This is a genomic window from Arthrobacter sp. GAS37, assembly GCF_044908325.1.
Lineage (GTDB): Bacteria > Actinomycetota > Actinomycetes > Actinomycetales > Micrococcaceae > Arthrobacter > Arthrobacter ramosus.
The window spans coordinates 62274-82317 of sequence record NZ_JBIYDB010000018.1 but is presented as its reverse complement, the minus strand read 5'-3'; the positions used below and the strand labels follow the sequence as shown (position 1 = coordinate 82317).

General features: G+C 64.7%; 19 protein-coding genes. 12 read left to right on the top strand and 7 right to left on the bottom strand.

What is annotated here, in order from left to right; translation table 11 throughout:
• Positions 1-101 precede the first annotated feature (101 nt).
• The 5 genes from ABH924_RS15255 to dhaM all read left to right on the top strand — a co-directional run bounded on the left by ABH924_RS15255 (position 102) and on the right by dhaM (position 5580).
• Positions 102-2204, top strand: a complete 2103-nt coding sequence (locus ABH924_RS15255) for an alpha/beta fold hydrolase (RefSeq protein ID WP_404500056.1) — start codon at positions 102-104, stop codon at positions 2202-2204.
• A gap of 28 nt (positions 2205-2232) precedes the next feature.
• Entirely contained in the window at positions 2233-2742 is a 510-nt protein-coding gene (locus ABH924_RS15250; protein WP_059388339.1) for an amino-acid N-acetyltransferase, read from the top strand.
• A 491-nt stretch (positions 2743-3233) separates the two neighbouring features.
• Positions 3234-4235 carry a dihydroxyacetone kinase subunit DhaK gene (gene dhaK / locus ABH924_RS15245; protein ID WP_059388341.1) on the top strand — a complete coding sequence of 334 codons (1002 nt, stop codon included), beginning with the start codon at positions 3234-3236 and terminating at the stop codon, positions 4233-4235.
• Positions 4236-4237: 2 nt separating this feature from the next.
• Positions 4238-4888: a dihydroxyacetone kinase subunit DhaL gene (dhaL, locus tag ABH924_RS15240; protein ID WP_234753990.1), complete on the top strand. Its 651-nt coding sequence runs from the start codon at positions 4238-4240 to the stop codon at positions 4886-4888.
• A complete protein-coding gene (dhaM, locus tag ABH924_RS15235; RefSeq protein WP_234753909.1) occupies positions 4885-5580 on the top strand; it encodes a dihydroxyacetone kinase phosphoryl donor subunit DhaM in 696 nt (231 codons plus the stop codon). The genes dhaL and dhaM overlap by 4 nt, the downstream gene beginning before the upstream one ends.
• Before the next feature lie 55 nt (positions 5581-5635).
• Here dhaM and ABH924_RS15230 read toward each other — a convergent pair whose 3' ends face one another.
• Positions 5636-6124 (bottom strand): hypothetical protein, encoded by a 489-nt coding sequence (locus ABH924_RS15230; RefSeq protein WP_234753910.1) that lies wholly within the window; start codon positions 6122-6124, stop codon positions 5636-5638.
• 181 nt (positions 6125-6305) lie between these two features.
• Here ABH924_RS15230 and ABH924_RS15225 point away from each other — a divergent pair, with 181 nt between their 5' ends.
• The gene (locus tag ABH924_RS15225) at positions 6306-6974 is read left to right on the top strand and encodes a class I SAM-dependent methyltransferase (RefSeq protein WP_404500052.1); all 669 of its coding nucleotides are present in this window, start codon (positions 6306-6308) and stop codon (positions 6972-6974) included.
• Between the two features lie 36 nt (positions 6975-7010).
• On the opposite strand, the gene ABH924_RS15220 is transcribed toward ABH924_RS15225, so the two are convergent.
• Positions 7011-7979, bottom strand: a complete 969-nt coding sequence (locus ABH924_RS15220) for an A/G-specific adenine glycosylase (RefSeq protein WP_404500050.1) — start codon at positions 7977-7979, stop codon at positions 7011-7013.
• 162 nt (positions 7980-8141) lie between these two features.
• Between ABH924_RS15220 and ABH924_RS15215 the strand changes: the two genes are divergently transcribed.
• Complete coding sequence (locus ABH924_RS15215) at positions 8142-8861, top strand: hypothetical protein (protein ID WP_234753912.1); 720 nt, start codon at positions 8142-8144, stop codon at positions 8859-8861.
• On the opposite strand, the gene disA is transcribed toward ABH924_RS15215, so the two are convergent.
• Complete coding sequence (gene disA / locus ABH924_RS15210) at positions 8858-9934, bottom strand: DNA integrity scanning diadenylate cyclase DisA (protein ID WP_059388344.1); 1077 nt, start codon at positions 9932-9934, stop codon at positions 8858-8860. The genes ABH924_RS15215 and disA overlap by 4 nt on opposite strands.
• A gap of 256 nt (positions 9935-10190) precedes the next feature.
• Positions 10191-10487, bottom strand: a complete 297-nt coding sequence (locus ABH924_RS15205) for a hypothetical protein (protein ID WP_404500047.1) — start codon at positions 10485-10487, stop codon at positions 10191-10193.
• Between the two features lie 338 nt (positions 10488-10825).
• On the opposite strand from ABH924_RS15205, the gene ABH924_RS15200 reads away from it, so the two are divergent.
• Positions 10826-12439: a peptide chain release factor 3 gene (locus ABH924_RS15200; protein WP_234753914.1), complete on the top strand. Its 1614-nt coding sequence runs from the start codon at positions 10826-10828 to the stop codon at positions 12437-12439.
• Between the two features lie 132 nt (positions 12440-12571).
• Here the strand turns inward: ABH924_RS15200 and ABH924_RS15195 are convergent, their stop codons facing one another.
• Genes ABH924_RS15195 through ABH924_RS15185 form a run of 3 tightly spaced genes read right to left on the bottom strand, consistent with a single transcriptional unit; the run spans position 12572 to position 15518 of the window.
• A complete protein-coding gene (locus ABH924_RS15195) occupies positions 12572-12943 on the bottom strand; it encodes a Pr6Pr family membrane protein (RefSeq protein WP_404500045.1) in 372 nt (123 codons plus the stop codon).
• Between the two features lie 29 nt (positions 12944-12972).
• Positions 12973-14346, bottom strand: a complete 1374-nt coding sequence (gene radA / locus ABH924_RS15190) for a DNA repair protein RadA (protein WP_404500043.1) — start codon at positions 14344-14346, stop codon at positions 12973-12975.
• A 41-nt stretch (positions 14347-14387) separates the two neighbouring features.
• Positions 14388-15518 (bottom strand): aromatic acid exporter family protein, encoded by a 1131-nt coding sequence (locus ABH924_RS15185; protein ID WP_284980619.1) that lies wholly within the window; start codon positions 15516-15518, stop codon positions 14388-14390.
• A 282-nt stretch (positions 15519-15800) separates the two neighbouring features.
• Here ABH924_RS15185 and pstS point away from each other — a divergent pair, with 282 nt between their 5' ends.
• The 4 genes from pstS to pstB all read left to right on the top strand — a co-directional run bounded on the left by pstS (position 15801) and on the right by pstB (position 19930).
• Positions 15801-16922, top strand: a complete 1122-nt coding sequence (gene pstS, locus ABH924_RS15180) for a phosphate ABC transporter substrate-binding protein PstS (RefSeq protein WP_234753918.1) — start codon at positions 15801-15803, stop codon at positions 16920-16922.
• A 138-nt stretch (positions 16923-17060) separates the two neighbouring features.
• The gene (gene pstC, locus ABH924_RS15175; RefSeq protein ID WP_234753919.1) at positions 17061-17993 is read left to right on the top strand and encodes a phosphate ABC transporter permease subunit PstC; all 933 of its coding nucleotides are present in this window, start codon (positions 17061-17063) and stop codon (positions 17991-17993) included.
• Positions 17993-19102 (top strand): phosphate ABC transporter permease PstA, encoded by a 1110-nt coding sequence (gene pstA / locus ABH924_RS15170; RefSeq protein ID WP_234753920.1) that lies wholly within the window; start codon positions 17993-17995, stop codon positions 19100-19102. Before pstC ends, pstA begins: the two co-directional genes overlap by 1 nt.
• Before the next feature lie 48 nt (positions 19103-19150).
• Positions 19151-19930: a phosphate ABC transporter ATP-binding protein PstB gene (gene pstB / locus ABH924_RS15165; protein WP_404500040.1), complete on the top strand. Its 780-nt coding sequence runs from the start codon at positions 19151-19153 to the stop codon at positions 19928-19930.
• Positions 19931-20044 lie beyond the last annotated feature (114 nt).

The following is a 20044-nucleotide window of genomic DNA, read 5'->3' as shown; positions in this document are numbered from 1 at the left end:
GCGGGGTTTTTGCGTTCCCCAGGTTCGTAATATCTGAAATAAGTGTTTCACTCTTAGTGAACCTTTTGTGATCTGCGGCACATTGCGTGTTGAATCAGAGCATGGATTCGAATGCCTCAGAGACCCCGAGCACACAACCCGAAACTCCTTTCCACGATCTCGACCACTACCTGGCCATCCCCCGGGTCGGCGGCCTGGCTCTCAGCACGGACGGAAGCCGCCTGGTCACTACGGTGTCCACGCTCAACGCCAAGGGCACTGAGTACGTCACTGCCCTTTGGGAGCTTGATCCAGCGGGAAAGAAGCACGCCCGCCGCATCACACGCAGCGCCAAGGGAGAAACCGGCGCGGTGTTTGCTGCCAACGGTGACCTCTACTTCACCTCAGCCCGGCCCGATCCGGACAGCCCCGAAGCGGATCCCGTGAGCGCGTTGTGGCTCCTGCCTGCCGACGGCGGTGAGGCCCGGGTGGTGCACTCCCGCGCGGGCGGAGTCGGGGGCGTCATGACCGCGTCGGCCGCGGATGCCACTTTCGTGACGGCCTCGGTCCTTGCCGGTTCCACCGATGAGGAAAATGACGAGGAGCGGCGCAAGAGCCGCATGGACAACAAGGTAGCGGCGATTCTGCATACCGGCTACCCGGTCCGCTACTGGGACGCAGATCTGGGGCCGGCCCAGCCAAGGCTGTTCGCCGTGGACAACGGAGATACGGCCGAGTCCGGCAAGCCCGCGACAGTGGACGCTACCGCACCCCTGAAACTGCGCAATCTGACGCCCGACGTCGGCGGCAACCTCCGCAACACCCACGCCGTGGTCAGTCCGGACGGCAAGACGATCTATACGAGCCTGGCCAAGCCGCTCGCGAAGGCCGACACGCGCTTTGTGCTCGCCGCCGTCGATGTCGCTTCCGGCTCGATCAAGGTGCTCCTTGACCATGAGGGAATGAGCTATTTCCCGGGCCCGGTCAGCCCTGACAACAAGATGCTCTCGGTAGTCAGCGAAAGCGACAGTACCCCCGCGCGGGCACCCCAGGTCAAACTCCACCTCTTGAACGTCGGGGCGGGAGAAACCCTTGACCTCGAGCCGCTCGCGCCCGCCTGGGACCGCTGGGGCAGCCCGGCGGCCTGGCTTCCGGACGGGCGCTCGCTCCTCGTCACAGCGGATGACGACGGCGCCGCGCCGGTCTTCCGGGTCGCCGTCGCCGACGGTACCGTCAACCGGGTGACGCAGGACGCGGCCGCGTACACCGACGTCGTGGCTTCCCCGGACGGATTGAGTGCGTTTGCGTTGCGCAGTTCCTATGAATTCCCGGCGGAAGCCGTCCGGATCGACCTCGCCTCGGGCGACGTCGAGCGGCTCCCCGCACCCGCTGAGCGTCCCAGGATCAAAGGCTCGTTGGAGCGGGTCGAGACGAGCGCGGCTGACGGCTCGAGGGTCCCGGCTTACCTCGCGCTCCCGGAAGGCGCATCCGAGGCGAACCCGGCCCCCCTGCTGTTGTGGATCCACGGCGGGCCGTTGGGCTCGTGGAATGCCTGGACCTGGCGATGGAATCCATGGCTGCTCGTATCGAAGGGGTATGCCGTGCTTCTGCCGGACCCGGCACTGTCCACCGGGTACGGCCAGCAATTCATCCAACGCGGCTGGGGCGAATGGGGCAAGGCGCCGTTTACGGACCTCATGTCCATCACCGACGCAGTGGTCCAGCGGTCCGACGTTGACCAGACGCGGACAGCCGCCATGGGTGGGTCATTCGGCGGATACATGGCCAACTGGGTGGCCGGGCAAACGGACCGTTTCAAGGCGATCGTGACGCACGCCAGTTTGTGGGCCATGGACCAGTTCGGGCCCACTACGGACGCTTCGCAGTATTGGCTCAAGGAAATGACCGCAGAGATGGCACTGGACAACTCGCCCCATCTCCATATCGCAAAAATCAAGACGCCCATGCTGGTGATCCACGGCGACAAGGACTACCGGGTGCCGATCGGCGAGGGCCTTCGGCTTTGGTACGAACTTCTTTCCAGCTCCGGGCTGCCCGCCGATGAGAACGGTGAGACCCAGCACCGCTTCCTGTACTTCCCTGACGAGAACCATTGGATCCTGCAGCCGCAGCACGCCAAGGTCTGGTACGGCGTCGTGGAGCACTTCCTGGCCAGGCAGGTACTCGGTCAGGAGATTCCTGTTCCTGAGGACCTGGGGCTTTAGGCGCCTTTCGCCTCGTAGGATTGGGGCTGTGACTTCGACGTTCAGTATCCGCCCTGCCCGCACCGGCGATGTTGCCGCGATCAAGAGGCTTGTAGCGCCACTGGCAGAGCAGCGAATCCTGATGGCCAAAGAGACCGTGGCCTACTACGAGAGCCTTCAGGAGTTCCGGATTGCCGAATCGTCCGACGGCGAGGTGATCGGTTGCGGCGCCTTGCACGTCATGTGGGAGGATCTGGCCGAGGTGCGTACTTTGGCGGCGGACGACAATTGGCGGGGCAAGGGCGTGGGCCACGTCCTTGTCCAGCAACTCCTGGAGGACGCCCGCGCGTTGGGCGTTGCGCGGGTCTTCTGCCTGACGTTCGAAGTGGACTTCTTCAAGCGCCACGGATTCGAAGTCATGGCGGACCAAACCGCCGTCGACCCGCAGGTCTATTCGGAATTGCTGCGTTCCCATGACGAAGGCGTGGCCGAGTTCCTCGATCTCGCCCGCGTGAAGCCCAATACCCTGGGCAACACCCGCATGATCAAGGTCCTTTAGCTCCGAGTTCTTCTCCTCGCCGCCCGGATGTGCTGATGCCAAGTCTTTACGTATATCAACTTGATGGATAAACTAGTTGAGGCTCGGTTGCGGCGGGCCAACCATACTGTGGAGGCGAGAAATGAAGTACCACGTTATGTTTCCGGACTTTTCAGGTTTCCAGATTGAGATGCCGCGTCCTGGCTCCACGCCGGAGTCGCGCAAGCGGGGGACCGGGGGTTGCATGCGGTCCGCGTGCAAGGATCTTTGGCCGGACTCAATGGCCAAAGACGCAACAGCCCAAGACTTCAGCGTCGGTCGTTTGACGGTGGGCGGGCCGCCGCATTGACCGGACGCATGCCGGTAGGTCTTTCAGGAGGGACAGCCATTGGGGGCTGTCCCTTCTGCGTTTCCGGGTTCCGGACTTTCCACATACGGACCATTCCCCTACCGTGCCCGGGGCGCTGGTAGTAGGGTCAAATCACCTACCAGCAACGCCCCAGGAGCGCGCCATGAAAAAGCTCATCAACGATCCCCGCTCGGTGGTGGACGAGTCTGTCGAGGGTTTCGGCATGGCCCATGCCGATCTCGTGGACGTCCACACGGACCCCATTTTCGTCGTTCGAAAAGGAGCGCCCGTAGCCGGCAAAGTGGCGCTTGTGTCGGGAGGAGGGAGCGGCCACGAGCCGCTCCATGCCGGCTTTGTGGGGCACGGAATGCTCGACGCCGCCGTGCCGGGTGCCGTCTTCACCTCGCCCACGCCTGACCAGATCATTCCGGCTACCGCGGCAGTCGATTCAGGAGCCGGCGTCATACACATCGTGAAGAACTACACCGGCGACGTGCTGAACTTCGAGACCGCGGCAGAGATGGCCCAGGCTGAAGGAATCAGCGTCCGCTCGGTTCTCGTCAACGACGACGTCGCAGTGGAGGATTCGCTGTACACGGCAGGCCGTCGCGGCGTGGGTGGCACCGTGTTGGTCGAAAAGATTGCCGGCGCCGCAGCGGAGCGTGGGGATTCCCTGGAAGCTGTCGCGGGTGTAGCGGAGGGAGTCGTCCGCAACGTACGCACCATGGGCGTCGCCTTGTCCGGCTGCACTGTGCCGCATGCCGGGGTGCCCAGCTTTGAGCTTGCGGAGGACGAAATCGAAATCGGCATAGGCATTCACGGTGAACCCGGCAGGCATCGGATCGCCATGGAGGGCGCCGACGCCATCACCAGCCGCCTCTTGGACCCTGTCCTGGAAGACCTCGGGATCAAGGCCGGTGAAGAAGTGCTGCTGTTCGTCAACGGCATGGGCGGTACGCCCCTCAGCGAGCTGTACATTGTCTACCGCCGGGCGGCCCAGATCCTCGCGGAAAGAGGAGCCAAAGTGGAACGCTCACTGGTGGGCAACTATGTCACTTCGCTCGAGATGCAGGGCTGCTCCATCTCGGTACTGCGTCTTGATGACGAACTCACCGCACTCTGGGACGCACCCGTCCACACTCCGGCCCTGCGTTGGGGGATGTGACAGTGGGCCTGGGGGTCGAATGGGCGGTCCAATGGTTGACACTCTCCGCTCGGCTCATGTCCGAGCACCGGGAGGAATTGATTGCCTTGGACCGTGCGATAGGAGACTCCGACCACGGCGAAAACATGGACCGGGGATTCCAGGCCGTCATGGAGAAACTTGCCCAGACTCCACCGGAGACACCCGGTGCAGCACTCAAGCTGGCCGCGATGGCCCTGATGTCCAAGGTGGGCGGGGCAGCCGGACCGCTGTATGGAACCGCGTATCTTCGGGCGGCCACGGCGCTGGGAGAAAGCGCGGACGTTGACGCAGCGGCGCTCGCCGGAGCACTGACTGCGGCACGGGACGGAATCGTTGCCAGGGGCAAGGCGGAGTTGGGCGACAAAACCATGGTGGATGCCTGGTCTCCGGCTGTGGAAGCGGCGGACGAGGTCCTGGTGGCCGGTGGAGATGCTGTGGCGGTGCTGGCTGCGGCGGCCGAAGCCGCCGAGGTTGGGGCCGTCACGACTGATCCGTTGGTAGCCCGCAAAGGTCGCGCCAGTTACCTCGGTGAACGCAGCGCCGGTCACCGCGATCCCGGGGCTGCGTCTTCTGCCCTGTTGTTGCGCGCAGCCGCTACCGCTGCGGGATTCCCCGAAGGGGCCGCTGAATGACGGTGGGCTTGGTGGTGGTCTCGCACAGCCGGAAGATCGCGGAAGGTGCCGTGGAATTGGCCGCTCAGATGGCCCCCGATGTGAGGTTCTACGGCGTCGGCGGCACGGATGATGGCCGGATTGGCACGGACCTGGAAAAAACGATCGCCGCATTCGAGGCAGGACTTGGGGACGCCGCAGGCGATGGCGTGGTGGTTCTGACGGACCTTGGTTCCGCGGTCATGACGGCAGAATCAGCGGCGGAGTTCTGCAGCGAGCCGGACAAAGTCCACATTGCCGACGCTCCCTTGGTGGAGGGCCTGGTCGCCGCCGCCGTGGCCACCCAGGGTGGCGCCTTGGCGGCCGCAGTGAAGGCCGCCGCGGAGGCGGTTCGATTCGGTCCGGAGCCCGCTTTTGATGGCGCGGCGTCCGCTGAATCCCAAGGCAGGGGCGAGCCGGCGGAAAGCGGCGAGTTCGAGCTCATCAACCCCATGGGAATGCATGCCAGGCCTGCGGCGAAAATTGCGGGCGGACTCGCCGGCCTGGATGTCGAGGCAACCGTAAACGGCGTCGATGGCACCTCCATTATGGAACTCATGAGCCTCGCCGTGGGAAAGGGCGGCAAGCTCAGAGTCGAGGCTTGGGGCAAAGATTCATCGAAGGCCGTGGACTACGTCAGGCGGCTGGTGGAACAGGGATTCGGCGAGATCTGACGCCGCGGAGAGATTTGGTGCGGCGCCGGGATCTCGCCGCACGCGGCCTTTGGGTTCAGGACTGCCGCAGACCGTGGGCATCGAGCAAGAGGCTTGCCGTGATGGTGGTCTGGCACTGCTCGCCCCACGGTTTGGCGCTTATGGGCGTGAAGTTGAGTGTCCTGACCGGCAAGGTCCCGCCGTTTGTGTCGGCGCCGGTCACTTCGGCATCGATGGGTGAGGACGTCAGTGTTCCCATGTTCAGGAAGCCGTAGCGGGTGCCGTCCGGTGACGCGACGGCAGAGCATGACCCGTCGGGTTCAGGGCCGCAGGATTGAGGCACCGACGCGCTGCCCGGGCGCAAATCCAAGTCGGCCTCGCGGCATTTCCCGTCTTGGCACGCCTTCAAATGGACGGTTTTGATGGTTGGCGCGTATTCTGCCGTGATTGTCAGGGACACCACGGGGGCCATCGCAATTGCCGGACAAACGGTGACTTGAGGTTCGCATCCCGACCAGAGCGCCGCCGTCGTGGTCAATGCAATGGCGGCCCACAACCTGCGCATAATTGAGAATAATCCCGCAGCCGGGGCCCGGAACGGGATGCCGGCAACTGGCAGGCACATCGTTACCGACATCTACGGATCGTTGCGGCTCCGCGACCTCAAGCCCAAGTCACGGCCGGTTCGGCAGGGTTTTCTGCTGAGCGCAGGGAATAAGCCGGCCGCAAAGAATAGGGTTCTTTGCATGACTCTACCCTCGGATGTGCATGCCACTTGCGCCGCCTACAACACGGTAGCTGCCGATTACGCTGAACTCCTGCGCAACGAACTCGACACCAAACCCTTTGACCGGGCCATGCTCGGCACGTTTGCCGAGCTCGTGCAGTCCTCTGGAGGCGGGACGGTTGCCGACCTCGGTTGCGGCCCCGGACGGATTACGGCGCACCTGGACTCCCTCGGCTTGGCGGCTTTCGGCGTCGACCTGTCGCCGGTGATGGTGGCAGTAGCCCGCAAGGACCACCCCAGACTGCGGTTTGATGAAGGGTCGATTGAGGCCCTGGAGTTGGCGGACAGCACCTTGGGTGGCATCGTCGCTTGGTATTCGATCATCCATACGCCGCCGGCCCGTTTGCCGGGGGTGTTCGCCGAATTCCACCGGACCCTCCTGGCCGGCGGCTTGCTGCTGCTCGCGTTCCAGGCCGGCGACGAGCCCAGGCACCTGGGCTTCGCGTATGGCCACGAGATCGACCTCGATGCCTACCGCTTGCCGCCTGAACGCATCACGGAACTCCTCCTTCAAGCCGGCTTTGTTGTCGAAGCGCAGCTTCTCCGTGAACCGGACGACAGGTACGAGAAAACCCGGCAGGCGTATCTTTTAGCCCGTAAGCCAGCGCGCAAACCGGCCGCGTCGTGAAGGAAGCACCGTGACGGAGACAGCGCAAACGCAAGCCTAGGCCGGGAGCCGCAGCCCGCCGTCGTGCATCTCGGCCAAGCCGTCGCGCAGGAGCCCCTCGAGAGCCCGTTCCAGCTGCTCCGGGGCCGAATTCAAGCGATGCAGGGCAGCCAGCGGTACGGCCGCGCCATCGGCGGCGAAACCGAGGTCGGCCGCGGGGCGTTCGAACAGTTCCGGGGCTACCGGCGAATCGGCCACGCGCAAGACGGCCATGACGGCACCCCGCAGCTGCCGGTCTGTGCCGTGCCACGCCTGGCCTTTGGGCGTGTACGTCGGCGGCGGTTCACCTGCGGCAAGCCACCCGCAGGAATCGCGGACAGGGCAGTCTGAGCACTTGGGGGAGCGGGCGGTGCACACCAGCGCTCCGAGTTCCATGACGGAAGCGTTCCAGCGGACGGAGAGCTCGACGTCGTCGGGCATGAGTGATTCGGCGAGGCGCATCTCCGACGCGGTGAGCGACGGTGCCGGCAGCGCAAGTCCCGAAACGAGCCGGGCATGCACTCGCCGGATGTTCGTGTCCACCACGGTTTCGCGGCGCCCGAACGCAAAAGCAGCCACGGCCGCGGCCGTATAGTCGCCGACGCCCGGAAGGCTCAACAGCGATGCGTGCGTGTCCGGCACCCTGCCGCCATGCTGTTCCACGATCGCGACGGCGGCCGCGTGGAGCCTGAGCGCACGGCGGGGATAACCGAGCCTGCCCCAATGTCGCACGGCCTCGCCTGCGGGTTGCGTTGCGAGATCCGCAGGTTCCGGCCAGCGTTCCATCCAGTCTTCCCACACCGGCAGGACGCGAACCACCGGAGTCTGTTGCAGCATCACCTCGCTGACCAGGATTCCCCACGGGCTGCAGTCGGGTGATCTCCACGGCAATACGCGGGCCACCTCGGAGAACCAGCGGTCCATGGACCGGTGCAAGTCCGTGAGGTGATGGGTGCCGGCAAGTTCAGCGGCGCCTGGCAGTGACATGGAGATCCTTGCTGCGGTTCGTGGCGGGCCCTGTTGGCGGCCGATTCCTGCCATCCACTGTAGTGGAGCCAGCCGGGAATGACGTAGGTCATACTGGCTCCGATCAGGCCCGGGCGGCGTGGTGCGGCGTCATCCCGGCCTTGCGTTGCCTAGCCTAGAAGCATGGTCAACAAGGGCAAGCAACCGCCGAGGGCGCGCACGTCGCCGTCGGCAAAAAGCCCTGCCCGGACCGCAGGCGCGAACCGTTCGACGAATGGGACCCGGCCCCAAAGGCGACGGACGAGCCCTGCCGTCTACCGGCGTCGGAGGCTGGTTGTTTTCGGGGCCCTCCTGGTGGTCCTGGCGATGCTCGTGGCCGGGGTCGTTGCTATGAGTTCCTCCCTTGCAGGCAAGGCTGATCCCGGCGCAGCCCAGACCCAAGCGGTCGGAGCCGCTCCTGCGAGCCAGACCCCTTCGACGGATCCCATCGCGGCCACCACAACGCCTACGGCCACGCCGGTGTGCGACCTCAATCTGGTGACGGTAACGGCGTCCACGGACCAGCCTGCCTATGCGGCCGGGCAGAACCCCGTGCTGAGCATGAAGATCACCAACGGCGGGGCGGCACCGTGCCAGGTCAACGTCGGCACGTCCCAGATGGAGTTCCTGGTGATGAGCGGCGAGGACCGGATTTTCTCCTCCAAGGACTGCCAAGCGAAGGGCGATGACCTCGTCAAGCAGATCGATCCGGGCAAGAGCGAGGTCGCCAACTTCCCGTGGCAGCGTAACCGGACGACGGAGGGCTGTGGTGTAATTTCGGCCAAGCCTGCCACCGGTACCTACACCTTCAAGGCCGTACTGGGAAACAAGGCCAGCACCAAAGCGGTCTTCCAGCTTGGCTAGAGGAACCGGTCCAGCAGGCTGGCTTCGGCCATGCGGCTGAGCCCTTCGCGGACGGTCCGGGCGCGCTGGTCGCCGATGCCGTCCACGGTCATCAGATCGTCGATAGTGGCGGCCATAAGGTACTGGAGTCCGCCGAAGTGCTCCACCAAGCGGTCGGCCACGGCTTTCGGAACCGACTTCAGCCCGGACAAGAGACGGTAGCCGCGCGGCTGCACACCGGCGTCGAGCACGTCCATGCCACCGGCGAAACCGATGATCCCGGCGATCTTGCCCAGATCAATCAGCTCTGCCGGGCCAAGATCCAGAAGGGCCTGCACCGCGCCGTCGATGTCCTCCGGCGAGGCGTCGGCACCGGCGTAGTCCCGGATGATCACGTCGCTGCCCGGGCCGCGGCCGGTGGTGAGCTCTTCCAACTGCAGCGAGAGCAACCTGCCGTCCTCACCCAGCTCCAGGACATACTGTGCGATTTCCTCGGCGATACGCCGGACCATTTCCTGGCGCTGGAGGGTGACAGCCACATCCCGGACGGTGACCATGGCCTCGATTTCGAGGGCCGACAGGGCGCTGGTGACCTGGTCCAAGCGGGCGCTGTAGCGTTCGAGGGTTGCGAGAGCCTGGTTGGCGCGGGCGAGGACCTTCTCTGAGCCCTCCAGCACGTGCCGCAGCCCGTTGACGTAGAGGGCGATGATCTGCATGGACTGGCTGACCGAAATCACCGGAACTCCGGTCTGGATGGCCACGCGCTCGGCAGTCCTGTGACGCGTTCCTGATTCCTGGGTCTCGATGCTGGAGTCCGGCACAAGCTGCACTGCGGCACGAAGGATGTTCCCGGCGTCCTTGTCGCAGATGATGGCACCGTCCATCTTGGCTAGCTCACGCAGCCGGGTCGGGGAGAAATCGATGCCGATTTCAAAGCCGCCGGAACAGATGGACTCGATGGTCCGGTCCGTTCCCAGCACAATCAGGGCGCCGGTGCGCCCACGGAGGATGCGTTCCAAGCCGTCCCGCAACGGTGTTCCGGGGGCCACCCTGCCCAGAGTCGCCTTGAGCGAATCTTCGGGGCTCCGAGCCATAGGTGTTCCCTTCAAAGGTGCAGGCAGGCGCGCCCGCAATTGTGCCGGTTTTCAGCAATGAGTCGGCGGGACCAAAATGCCAGGTTTCCCGCAAGCTCAATGATAGAGGTATAGACCGGCAACAACCGCACGGGCAAGCCTTAAAGTGCCCCAAAGAAGGTCATGTGGCGAGTGCTTCGAAACGCGTTCGACGGCGGCCGCCAGACCGCCACTTTCAGCCCGGTCCCGGGGGCCCTCAGCTCGGTCCCCGGGACCCTCAGGGAGCCGTCCGAAGGCGCGCGAGTCGCTCAAGGTCGCGTCGCACACTCTGCAGCGCGGCTTCCCGGGCGGCAGCCCTTCCGGTGTCCGGATGCGTTTGCCTCGCAGGAGAGTGGATTCCACCTGCGCTTGCGTCCGGGCGGTGTCCTTGCCGGGGCCAGCTCCTGGCCGCGGCGGAGTTCGCTTCCGTAAACCCCGCAGGGTTCGCCGCGAAGTTCGCCGCAGGGTTCGCCGCGAAGTTCGCAACGGGGGAGGGGCCGAGGGGATCGTAGAACAAGTCATTCCCTGGTTTCATTGATGCCCAGTTCCTTTCATGCCATCGTCGGCTGCTCGGGTGTTTTCCTGGCGGATGGCTCCAATCGAGGGCCGGAGTGTCCGCCACTGATTCAAACTATCGGCAAGTGATTTCGGAGGTTTGTGCACCTCGTTTCGATCCTGTTAAGCGGGGGCCCCGGGACCCTGCCTCCGGCGGGGTCCCGGGCTGCGATAAACTTGATATCTTGGCTGGCGCGCAAATCGTGCGTCTCCCTGAGTTGGCCCCCGGCCGGCACGGGGCCCGTATCCAGCCTCCATTCCACGTTTGGCCCGTCGTTCCAGTGCGGGTAACGCCCAGATCGCAGCGAAAGTAGCACCGTGTCCCAAGAAGTCCTGAGCCCCGCCCGAGTCCAGGAAATTCACCATGAGGCCTCCCGGCGTCGGACTTTCGCGGTCATTTCGCACCCTGACGCCGGCAAGTCCACGCTCACGGAAGCCCTCGCCCTGCACGCCAAGGTCATCGGCACCGCCGGCGCGTCGAGCGGCAAGGCCAACCGCAAGGAAACTGTTTCCGACTGGATGCAGATGGAAAAGGACCGCGGTATTTCCATCAGCTCCGCGGCATTGCAGTTCTCCTACCGGGACACCGTGATCAACCTGCTGGACACCCCGGGCCACGCCGACTTCTCCGAGGACACCTACCGCGTCCTGGCTGCCGTCGACTGCGCAGTGATGCTTGTGGACGCCGCCAAGGGACTGGAAACGCAGACCATGAAGCTCTTCGAGGTCTGCAAGCAGCGGAACCTGCCCATCATCACGGTCATCAACAAATGGGACCGCCCGGGCCTGGACGCCCTCGCGCTGATTGATGAGATCACGGAACGCACCGGACTCCAGCCCATGCCCTTGACGTGGGCCGTCGGCATTTCGGGCGACTTCCGCGGAGTCTGGGACCTTCGCAATGACCGCTTCGCACGGTTCGCGCGCAACAACGCCGGCGCCAACATCGCCATCACCGAGTACTTCACTCCGGAAGAAGCAGCCGAAACCCAGGGCAACAACTGGAGCGACGCCGTCGACGAAGCCGGACTCGTGATCGAATCAAACCTCGAGTTCAACGTGGAGCGCTTCCACGCCGGAACGGCGACACCCATTCTCTTCAGCTCGGCGGCATTGAACTTCGGCGTCAAGGAGATCTTGGATGCCCTGGTGGATTTCGCGCCCCCGGCCGCACCCCGCCCGGACGTCGACGGCGAGCCCCGTTCCGTTGATGCTCCCTTTGCCGGGTTCGTCTTCAAGGTCCAGGCCGGCATGAACAAGGCCCACCGCGACCACGTTGCGTTCATCCGCGTGTGCTCCGGTGTCTTTGAGCGCGGCATGGTTGTCACGCAGACCCGCACCGGCAAGTCCTTCGCCACCAAGTACGCCCAGCAGGTGTTCGGGCGCGAACGCGAAGTCATCGACGAGGCCTACCCGGGCGACGTCGTTGGCCTGGTCAACGCGTCCTCACTCCGTGTAGGGGACAGTCTGTTCCTGGACGAACCGGTGGAATTCCCCGCCATTCCGCTCTTTGCCCCCGAGCATTTCCAGGTGGCCAGGTCCCAGGACCCCAGCCGCTTCAAGCAGTTCCGCCGCGGCATTGAGCAGCTTGAGCACGAGGGCGTCATCCAGGTGCTCCGTTCCGACGTGCGAGGCGACCAGGCACCCGTGCTCGCCGCCGTCGGGCCTATGCAGTTCGAAGTGGTTGAAGACCGCATGGCCCACGACTTCAACGCCCCGATGCGCTTGGAGCGCCTGCCGTACTCGATGGCAAGGATCTCGACGGCGGAGGCCATGCCGGCGCTCGCCAACGTCCCGGGCGCTGAGGTGCTGCTGAGGTCCGACGGCGAATACCTCGCGTTGTTCAACGACGTCTGGGCTCTGCGCCGGATCGAGAAGAACCACCCGAAGCTCACGCTGGTCCCGATCGGCACGCACAACCCCGCGAAATAGTCCTCCAAAGTCGAAGCAATCCGCTGGACATGCCCCTCGTAGCAGTCGAGGGCTGGACATAATGCTGTTATGTCCAATCCTTGGTTCGAGCAGGGGGCATGTCCGGTGGGGGACGTGGGCTTGGGGGAGTGGTCAGTAGCTCACTTGGCGTTCGAGCTTGTTTCCCAGCCCCAGCATGGCGAGGCTCACCACGAGGAATCCCACGGAGATCGCCACTGCGAAAACCGCCACTCCGCCCCAACCGCCTGCGCGCATAGGGTCGATGAACCAATAGGCGTACCAGTTGACGAAAGAGCCGCGGATCAGGCTGTAGACGAAGTAGGCAACCGGGTAGAGCAGCCAGTACCAGAGGTGCTTGATGGTCAGCTTGGAGCGCGGAGGCTGGAACAGCCAATCGGCCACCATGACAACCGGCATGAGGTAGTGGACCACGAAGTTGACCCAGGGGAGCAGGGAGCCGAGGTCCTGTCCCGCGAGGAGTGCGCCGAAGACGAGTCCCAGCACGGCCCGACACTCCGAGGCCAACCCGGCTGCTAGGTGATCAGCAACTCCAAGGCCTCGGCCAGGTGTGCCACTTCGCGGACCGAGAACCCCTCCGGGACAGGTCCCGGTCCGTTGGGACTCGCGGGCACCACGGCGTGGGTGAATCCAAGCCGCTGCGCCTCGTGGATGCGCTGGTTGATCCCGGGAACGGGGCGGACCTCGCCGGCCAGGCCAACCTCGCCGAAGGCAATGAGCCTCTGAGGCAGTGCCTTGCGCGCCTTCGCCGAGGCCACGGCAAGCGCCACCGCCAGGTCGGTGGCCGGTTCGCTCAATTTCACCCCTCCGACAGTGGCCACGTAGGAGTCGTCCTTGTGCAGGATGCACCCGGCCCGTTGTTGGAGGACGGCAAGGAGCATGGCGACGCGCGAGCTGTCCAGGCCGCTCGTGGCCCTGCGCGGCTGTGAGCTGGTGCTTTCGGCGAGGAGCGACTGCACCTCGGCCAGCAGCGGACGCCGGCCTTCCATGGTCACGGTGATGCAGGTGCCGGACACCGGCTCGCGTGTCCGCGATACAAAAAGCCCGCTCGGATCGGCGAGGCCTTCGATGCCGGTTTCATTCAGGTCGAAACAGCCGACATCGTCCGTGGCCCCGTAGCGGTTCTTGACCGCTCGCAACAAGCGCAAGCGCGAATGGCGCTCGCCTTCGAACTGGCACACAACGTCCACCAAGTGTTCCAGGAGACGCGGACCGGCAATGGAGCCGTCCTTCGTCACGTGGCCGACCAGAAGGGTGGTCATGTTGCGGCGCTTCGCGGCGGCGATGATCGATGCCGCGACTTCCCGGACCTGAGACACGCCGCCCGCGCTGCCTTCGACATCGGCGCTGCTGAGGGTCTGTACCGAGTCCACAATCAGCAGCTTCGGCTCGAGCTTCTCCACTTGCCCCAGCGCCTGCCCGAGGTCTGTTTCCGCCGACAGATAGAGGGTATGCGCGACCGCGTCAATGCGCTCCGCGCGGAGTTTGACCTGGGCCGCAGACTCCTCGCCCGTGACGTACAAGACGTCCTGGCCCGTCCGGGCGAACTTCGCAGCGACATCCAGCAGAAGGGTGGATTTCCCGACGCCGGGTTCCCCGGCGAGCAGGATCACCGCGCCGGGAACCAGCCCTCCGCCCAGGACGCGGTCCAGTTCGTCGACGCCGGTGGGCAGGAAAGCGGCCGTGGTCCCGTCTACCTCGGCAATCCGGCGGGCCGGCTCGAAAACTGTTGTTGCCGCCGTCGTACGCGCTACGGTGGCTCCGGTTTCCTCCACGGTGCCCCACGCCTGGCACTCACCGCAGCGGCCCACCCACTTGACCGTGGTCCACCCGCATTCGGCACATTTGTACGCGGGTGTCTTGGAGGTGCGTGAGGTCTTGGAAGCCATGCGTACAAGGCTAGTGGAGGGGTAGGACAGTCAGGTGCGACTCACTGCAAGGGAGGAAGCACGTCGCGGGCTTCCCGGGGGTCCATACCCGCGGCTTCGAGTAGATCCACCATGAGCGGGCGGAAGAGCATCACGACTGTTTCGCCCTCGAGCTTCTGGACGTGCAGCATTTTGGGGTGCAGCCGGGTGGCAATGTCGGCCAAGTCCTGCCGCGCACCGCGCAGGTGGGCGCGGCGGGCGCCGTCGTGCACTTCCGCGAGCCCGAGCGACAGCTCCTCGACGGCGGCAGAAGTGTCCTGCAGAACCTCCGAAATGCTGTCCGTCGCCTCGTCCGTCAATGCTGCATGGTTGATGGCGCTCGTGAGCCTCCGCGCGAACACCCGTCCGTTGCGAAGGGCGAGGTCGATGGAATCCAGCGATTCCTCCAGCATGGTCAGCTCGTCGCGGTGCCGACGGTACGCCGGGGCGAGCGTGGCCACCTCACCGGACGCCTTGAGGGATTGGCGCATCCGGTCCACGAGGGGCTGGCAATTCCGTCCCCGGATGAGGGCGTGCCAGGCCTGGGTCGAGTCGCTGTTGATCAATGCGTCGGCACACTCACGGAGGACCTCCGAGAGTTCGTGCAGGAGCTTGCGGACGTCCTGGCGCGGCTCCCGGCGCGGGTCCTTGGGGACCAGCATGGTGACGAGGAGCGCGAAAACCCCGCCCACGACGGCGTCGATGCTCCGGGTGAAAGGCCCCCCGGCCGGCGCGGGCAGCAAGACCACGAGCAGCGACTGCAGGCCGAGTTGGGTGGTGAAAATGGAGCCACCGTCCAGGAAACGTGCCAACAGGATGGAGAAAAGAAGGACGACGGCGGCCTGCCAGATCCCCGAACCCAGCCAGTGGAGGAGCAGATCACCGACGACGATCCCGAGGGTGCAGCCAAACCCGACTTCCACAACCCGGCGAAGCCGTGGATCCCGCGAGAAGCCGAGCGCGATCAGTGACGAGGTCGCGGCGAAAAGGGGTCCCGAGTGCCCCAGGATATATTCAGCGAACGCGTAGGCGCCTACGGCGCACACGGTCATCTGGACGGCCGGAACCAACGAGTTCCGGCTGCGGATGAAGCCGGTGCGCAGCCGCGCCCGCAGGAATTTCTTGCTTGCTGAAAGTCCTTGGGGGGCGGTCATGGTTCAAGTCTATTCAGCAGCGGCTGACGGAGTGGGGCTCACTGAGGGAACCGTAAAGTGAGGGGCGTCACTTAATCCCTCATGACACGCCAAGCGCAAGTGCGACGCTGCACTTGTAAGCCAATGGTCCACAGTCGTTCACCTTCTGTTCACTTTGGACCGCCGATCCCGTTACCTGTGGCTCCTACCGTCAATAAAGGTACAAACACGTACGCAAATCTTTCGTATGCCGACTTTCTCCCTCGGCACGCATCAGAGAATCCCTGGAAGGGGTACATCCCAGTGAAGGCAACTCGCTTCGGCCGCAACGCGGCAATCGCGGTCCTCGCAGTCGGCGCCCTTGCGCTGACCGCTTGTGGTTCAGACAACGCAACTGGCGCCACACCGGCAGCCACCCCGAGCGCCGCAGCCGTCAAGGTCACCGGCACCCTGACCGGTATCGGTTCCTCGGCGCAGGGCGCCGCAATGGACGCTTGGAAGACCAACTTCGCTTCCGCGAACCCGGGTGCCACGGTCCAGTACTCCCCGGACGGCTCGGGCGCGGGCCGTAAGGCCATCCTCGACGGCTCCGCACAGTTCGCAGGCTCTGACGCCTACCTGACTGACGCCGAGCTGGCCAGCTCCAAGACCAAGTGCGGCACCGACGGTGCCATCAACATCCCGGTCTACATCTCCCCGATCGCCGTTGCCTTCAACATTCCGAACGTCAAGGACTTGAAGTTCGACGCCGACACCGTTGCGAAGATCTTCCGCGGCCAGATCACCAACTGGAACGACCCGGCAATCGCCGCCCTGAACGCAGGCGTCACGCTTCCGGACCTCAAGGTCACCCCGGTCAACCGCTCTGACGACTCCGGCACCACCCAGAACTTCACGGACTACCTGGCATCTGCTGCTCCCTCGGTCTGGACCGACAAGGCTGCTGGCCTGTGGCCTGCATCCTTGAAGGGCGAGAACGCCAAGGGCACCTCCGGCGTCGTCAAGACCGTCACCGACACCCCGGGTGCCGTGACCTACGCTGACGACTCCGCAGTCTCCGGCAAGCTCGGCACCGCAGAGATCAAGGTTGGCTCGGACTTCGTCAAGATCTCCCCGGCCGCTGCTGCGAAGGCTGTTGAACTGGGCAAGGCCGTTGCCGGCCGCCCGACCGGCGACCTTTCCATCAAGCTCGACCGCACCACCACGGATTCCTCGGCCTACCCGGTAGTCCTGGTTTCCTACCACGTCGTCTGCACCACCTACGACAAGCAGGCAACCGCTGACCTGGTCAAGGCATTCGAGAGCTACGTAGTCTCCGACGCCGGCCAGCAGGCTGCTGCCGGCTCCGCCAAGTCCGCTCCGCTCTCCAAGGCGCTGCAGGACAAGGCAAAGGCCGCTCTTGACTCCATCAAGGCCAAGGCCTAGGGACCACAATGGAGTAGTGGTGCTGCGGACCGCGGCGCCACTACCCTGGATATCAAGGTTCCCCGTCCCGCGCTGGTGAAACATCACCGACGGGGCGGGGAACTTGGCCATTTTTGAGTGAATCTGAAGGATCGTGAAGTGACCACCAACTCCTTGACCACTTCCCAAGGTGCCGGACGCGCTGGGGACAAGGTCTTCTCCGGAGCCACCCTGGCCGCAGGATGCCTGATCCTCGTGGTTCTCTTCGGCGTCGCACTTTTCCTTGTAGTCCAGGCCATTCCGGCGCTTGTGGCCCCACCCGCGGACATCCAGGGCGGCCACGGCTTCTTCGCCTACATCGGGCCGATCGTGGTGGGAACCCTGATTGCCGCCGCCATCGCGCTTGTGATCGCTACTCCCGTAGCCATCGGCGTCGCGCTGTTCATCTCGCACTACGCGCCCCGCAGGCTCGCCTCGGGCCTTGGCTACGTGGTGGACCTTCTCGCTGCCATTCCTTCTGTGGTCTACGGCGCATGGGGCGCGGCATTCCTTGCCCCCCAGATTTCGCCCGCCTACGGCTGGCTCGCCACCAACATGGGCTGGTTGCCGATTTTCCAGGGCCCGGCCTCCGCTACCGGCAAGACCATCCTGACCGCGAGCATCGTCCTCTCCGTCATGGTTTTGCCGATCATCACTTCCCTGTCGCGTGAAATCTTCCTGCAGACCCCGAAGCTCCACGAGGAAGCCGCCCTGGCCCTCGGCGCGACCCGCTGGGAAATGATCAAGATGGCTGTCTTGCCGTTCGGCCGCCCGGGTATCGTGAGCGCCATCATGCTGGGCCTCGGCCGCGCACTTGGCGAGACCATGGCCGTCGCGCTGGTCCTGTCCTCCGGCGTCCTGACCGCAAGCCTGATCCAGACCGGCAACCAGACCATCGCCGCGGAAATCGCCTTGAACTTCCCTGAAGCCAGCGGACTCAAGGTCAGCACGTTGATCGCGGCCGGCTTGGTATTGTTCGTCATCACCCTGGGTGTCAACATGATTGCACGCTGGATCATCTCCAGGCACAAAGAATTCTCGGGAGCCAACTAATGACTGTCACAGCCCCCGTGGCGCGCAAACGCTCCGCACTGACCAAGGGCCAGTTGCCCGCTTTCGCGCCGTACGTCGTCCTGGCCGTCGCCCTGGTGCTCGGCGCAGCGATCCTTGCACTGATCGGCTTCAACGCCTTCGGCTGGGGCCTCGTCTCCGCCATCCTCTTCGCGATCGGCCTGGTCGGCTGGAGCGCCGCCGTCGAAGGCGGCCGCAAGGCGAGCGACAAGCTTGCCACGTGCCTGATCGTCGGCTCTTTCCTTGTGGCGCTGCTGCCCCTGATTTCGGTGATCTGGACCGTCCTCGTGAACGGCATCCCGGGCATCATCACCCCCGGCTTCCTGACGACTTCCATGAACGGCGTCACGGGTTCCCTCGACAACAAGAGCGTCGATGAAGGCACGAAGGTCCTCGGCGGCATCTACCACGCGCTCCTGGGCACCGTGCAGATCACCTTGCTTGCCACTGTCATCTCGGTTCCGGTGGGCTTGCTGACCGCAATCTACTTGGTGGAATACGGCAACGACCGGGCCCTCGCCCGTGCCATCACGTTCTTCGTCGACGTCATGACCGGCATCCCGTCGATCGTGGCAGGTCTTTTTTCCGCAGCCTTCTTCTTCGCCGTGGTCGGCCCGGGCACCAAGACCGGTGCGGTTGCCGCCGTCGCGCTTTCAGTTCTGATGATCCCGGTGGTGGTTCGCTCCAGCGAGGAAATGCTCAAGATCGTCCCGAACGAGCTCCGTGAGGCGGCTTACGCGCTGGGTGTCCGCAAGTGGCGCACCATCATCAAGGTAGTCATCCCGACCGCGATTTCCGGCATCGCGTCCGGCGTCACCTTGGCGATCGCCCGTGTGATTGGCGAGACGGCTCCGATCCTGGTCACCGCCGGTTTCGCGACCACCATCAACAACAACGTGTTCGGCGGCTGGATGGCTTCGCTGCCGACGTTCATCTACACGCAGATCCTGAACCCGACCTCGCCGTCCAACCCGGACCCGTCGAGCCAGCGGGCATGGGGTGCCGCGCTGGTCCTGATCATCCTGGTGATGCTCCTGAACCTCGGCGCCAGGCTGATCGCCCGGATCTTCGCCCCCAAGGCCGGCCGTTGAGCCACAAGGCCACCAGCAAACTTCCAACCACAGCACCGAAGGAACACCATGTCTAAGCGGATCGACGTCAAGGATCTGAACGTCTACTACGGCAGCTTCCTCGCCGTTGAAGGCGTCAACATCAACATTGAAGCCAAATCGGTCACGGCATTCATCGGCCCGTCCGGTTGCGGCAAGTCCACCTTCCTGCGCACGCTGAACCGCATGCACGAAGTGCTGCCCGGTGCGCGCGTTGAAGGCGAAGTCCTGCTTGACGGCGACAACCTCTACGGACCCGGCGTGGACCCCGTGACGGTCCGCACCCAGGTTGGCATGGTCTTCCAGCGGCCCAACCCGTTCCCCACCATGTCCATCCGCGACAACGTGCTGGCCGGCGTGAAGCTGAACAACAGGAGAATCAGCAAGGGTGCGGCCGAGGCGCTCGTGGAGAAGTCCCTGCGCGGCGCCAACCTGTGGAACGAGGTCAAGGACCGCCTCGAGAAGCCGGGCTCCGGACTCTCCGGTGGCCAGCAGCAGCGGCTCTGCATTGCCCGTGCCATCGCCGTGGAACCGCAGGTCATCCTCATGGACGAGCCCTGCTCCGCGCTGGACCCCATCTCCACTTTGGCCGTCGAAGACCTCATCAATGAGCTCAAGGACGAGTACACCGTGGTGATCGTGACGCACAACATGCAGCAGGCCGCACGCGTTTCCGACAAGACCGCGTTCTTCAACATCGCGGGCACCGGCAAGCCGGGCAAGCTCATCGAGTTCGCGGATACCACCACGATCTTCAACAACCCGTCCCAGAAGGCCACGGAAGACTACGTCTCCGGCCGGTTCGGGTAAGTCCCCACCGGCTCCCAGCCTTCGCAAGCTCAGGCCGGGGCCCTCGCCGGCGTGGGCCCACTGCGAAAAGCCCGACGGCGACGGTCGCCTTTCCAGGTGACTGCCGGCGTCGGG

Bases quoted from the DNA above. Each gene is read 5' to 3' on its own strand.
- ABH924_RS15215 (WP_234753912.1), top strand. From the start codon at position 8,142: ATGGTCAACAAGGGCAAGCAACCGCCGAGGGCGCGCACGTCGCCGTCG.
- ABH924_RS15255 (WP_404500056.1), top strand. From the start codon at position 102: ATGGATTCGAATGCCTCAGAGACCCCGAGCACACAACCCGAAACTCCT.
- ABH924_RS15205 (WP_404500047.1), bottom strand. From the start codon at position 10,487: ATGAAACCAGGGAATGACTTGTTCTACGATCCCCTCGGCCCCTCCCCC.
- ABH924_RS15220 (WP_404500050.1), bottom strand. From the start codon at position 7,979: ATGTCACTGCCAGGCGCCGCTGAACTTGCCGGCACCCATCACCTCACG.
- disA (WP_059388344.1), bottom strand. From the start codon at position 9,934: ATGGCTCGGAGCCCCGAAGATTCGCTCAAGGCGACTCTGGGCAGGGTG.
- ABH924_RS15225 (WP_404500052.1), top strand. From the start codon at position 6,306: ATGACTCTACCCTCGGATGTGCATGCCACTTGCGCCGCCTACAACACG.
- ABH924_RS15230 (WP_234753910.1), bottom strand. From the start codon at position 6,124: ATGCGCAGGTTGTGGGCCGCCATTGCATTGACCACGACGGCGGCGCTC.
- ABH924_RS15185 (WP_284980619.1), bottom strand. From the start codon at position 15,518: ATGACCGCCCCCCAAGGACTTTCAGCAAGCAAGAAATTCCTGCGGGCG.
- radA (WP_404500043.1), bottom strand. From the start codon at position 14,346: ATGGCTTCCAAGACCTCACGCACCTCCAAGACACCCGCGTACAAATGT.
- dhaK (WP_059388341.1), top strand. From the start codon at position 3,234: ATGAAAAAGCTCATCAACGATCCCCGCTCGGTGGTGGACGAGTCTGTC.
- dhaM (WP_234753909.1), top strand. From the start codon at position 4,885: ATGACGGTGGGCTTGGTGGTGGTCTCGCACAGCCGGAAGATCGCGGAA.
- pstA (WP_234753920.1), top strand. From the start codon at position 17,993: ATGACTGTCACAGCCCCCGTGGCGCGCAAACGCTCCGCACTGACCAAG.
- pstB (WP_404500040.1), top strand. From the start codon at position 19,151: ATGTCTAAGCGGATCGACGTCAAGGATCTGAACGTCTACTACGGCAGC.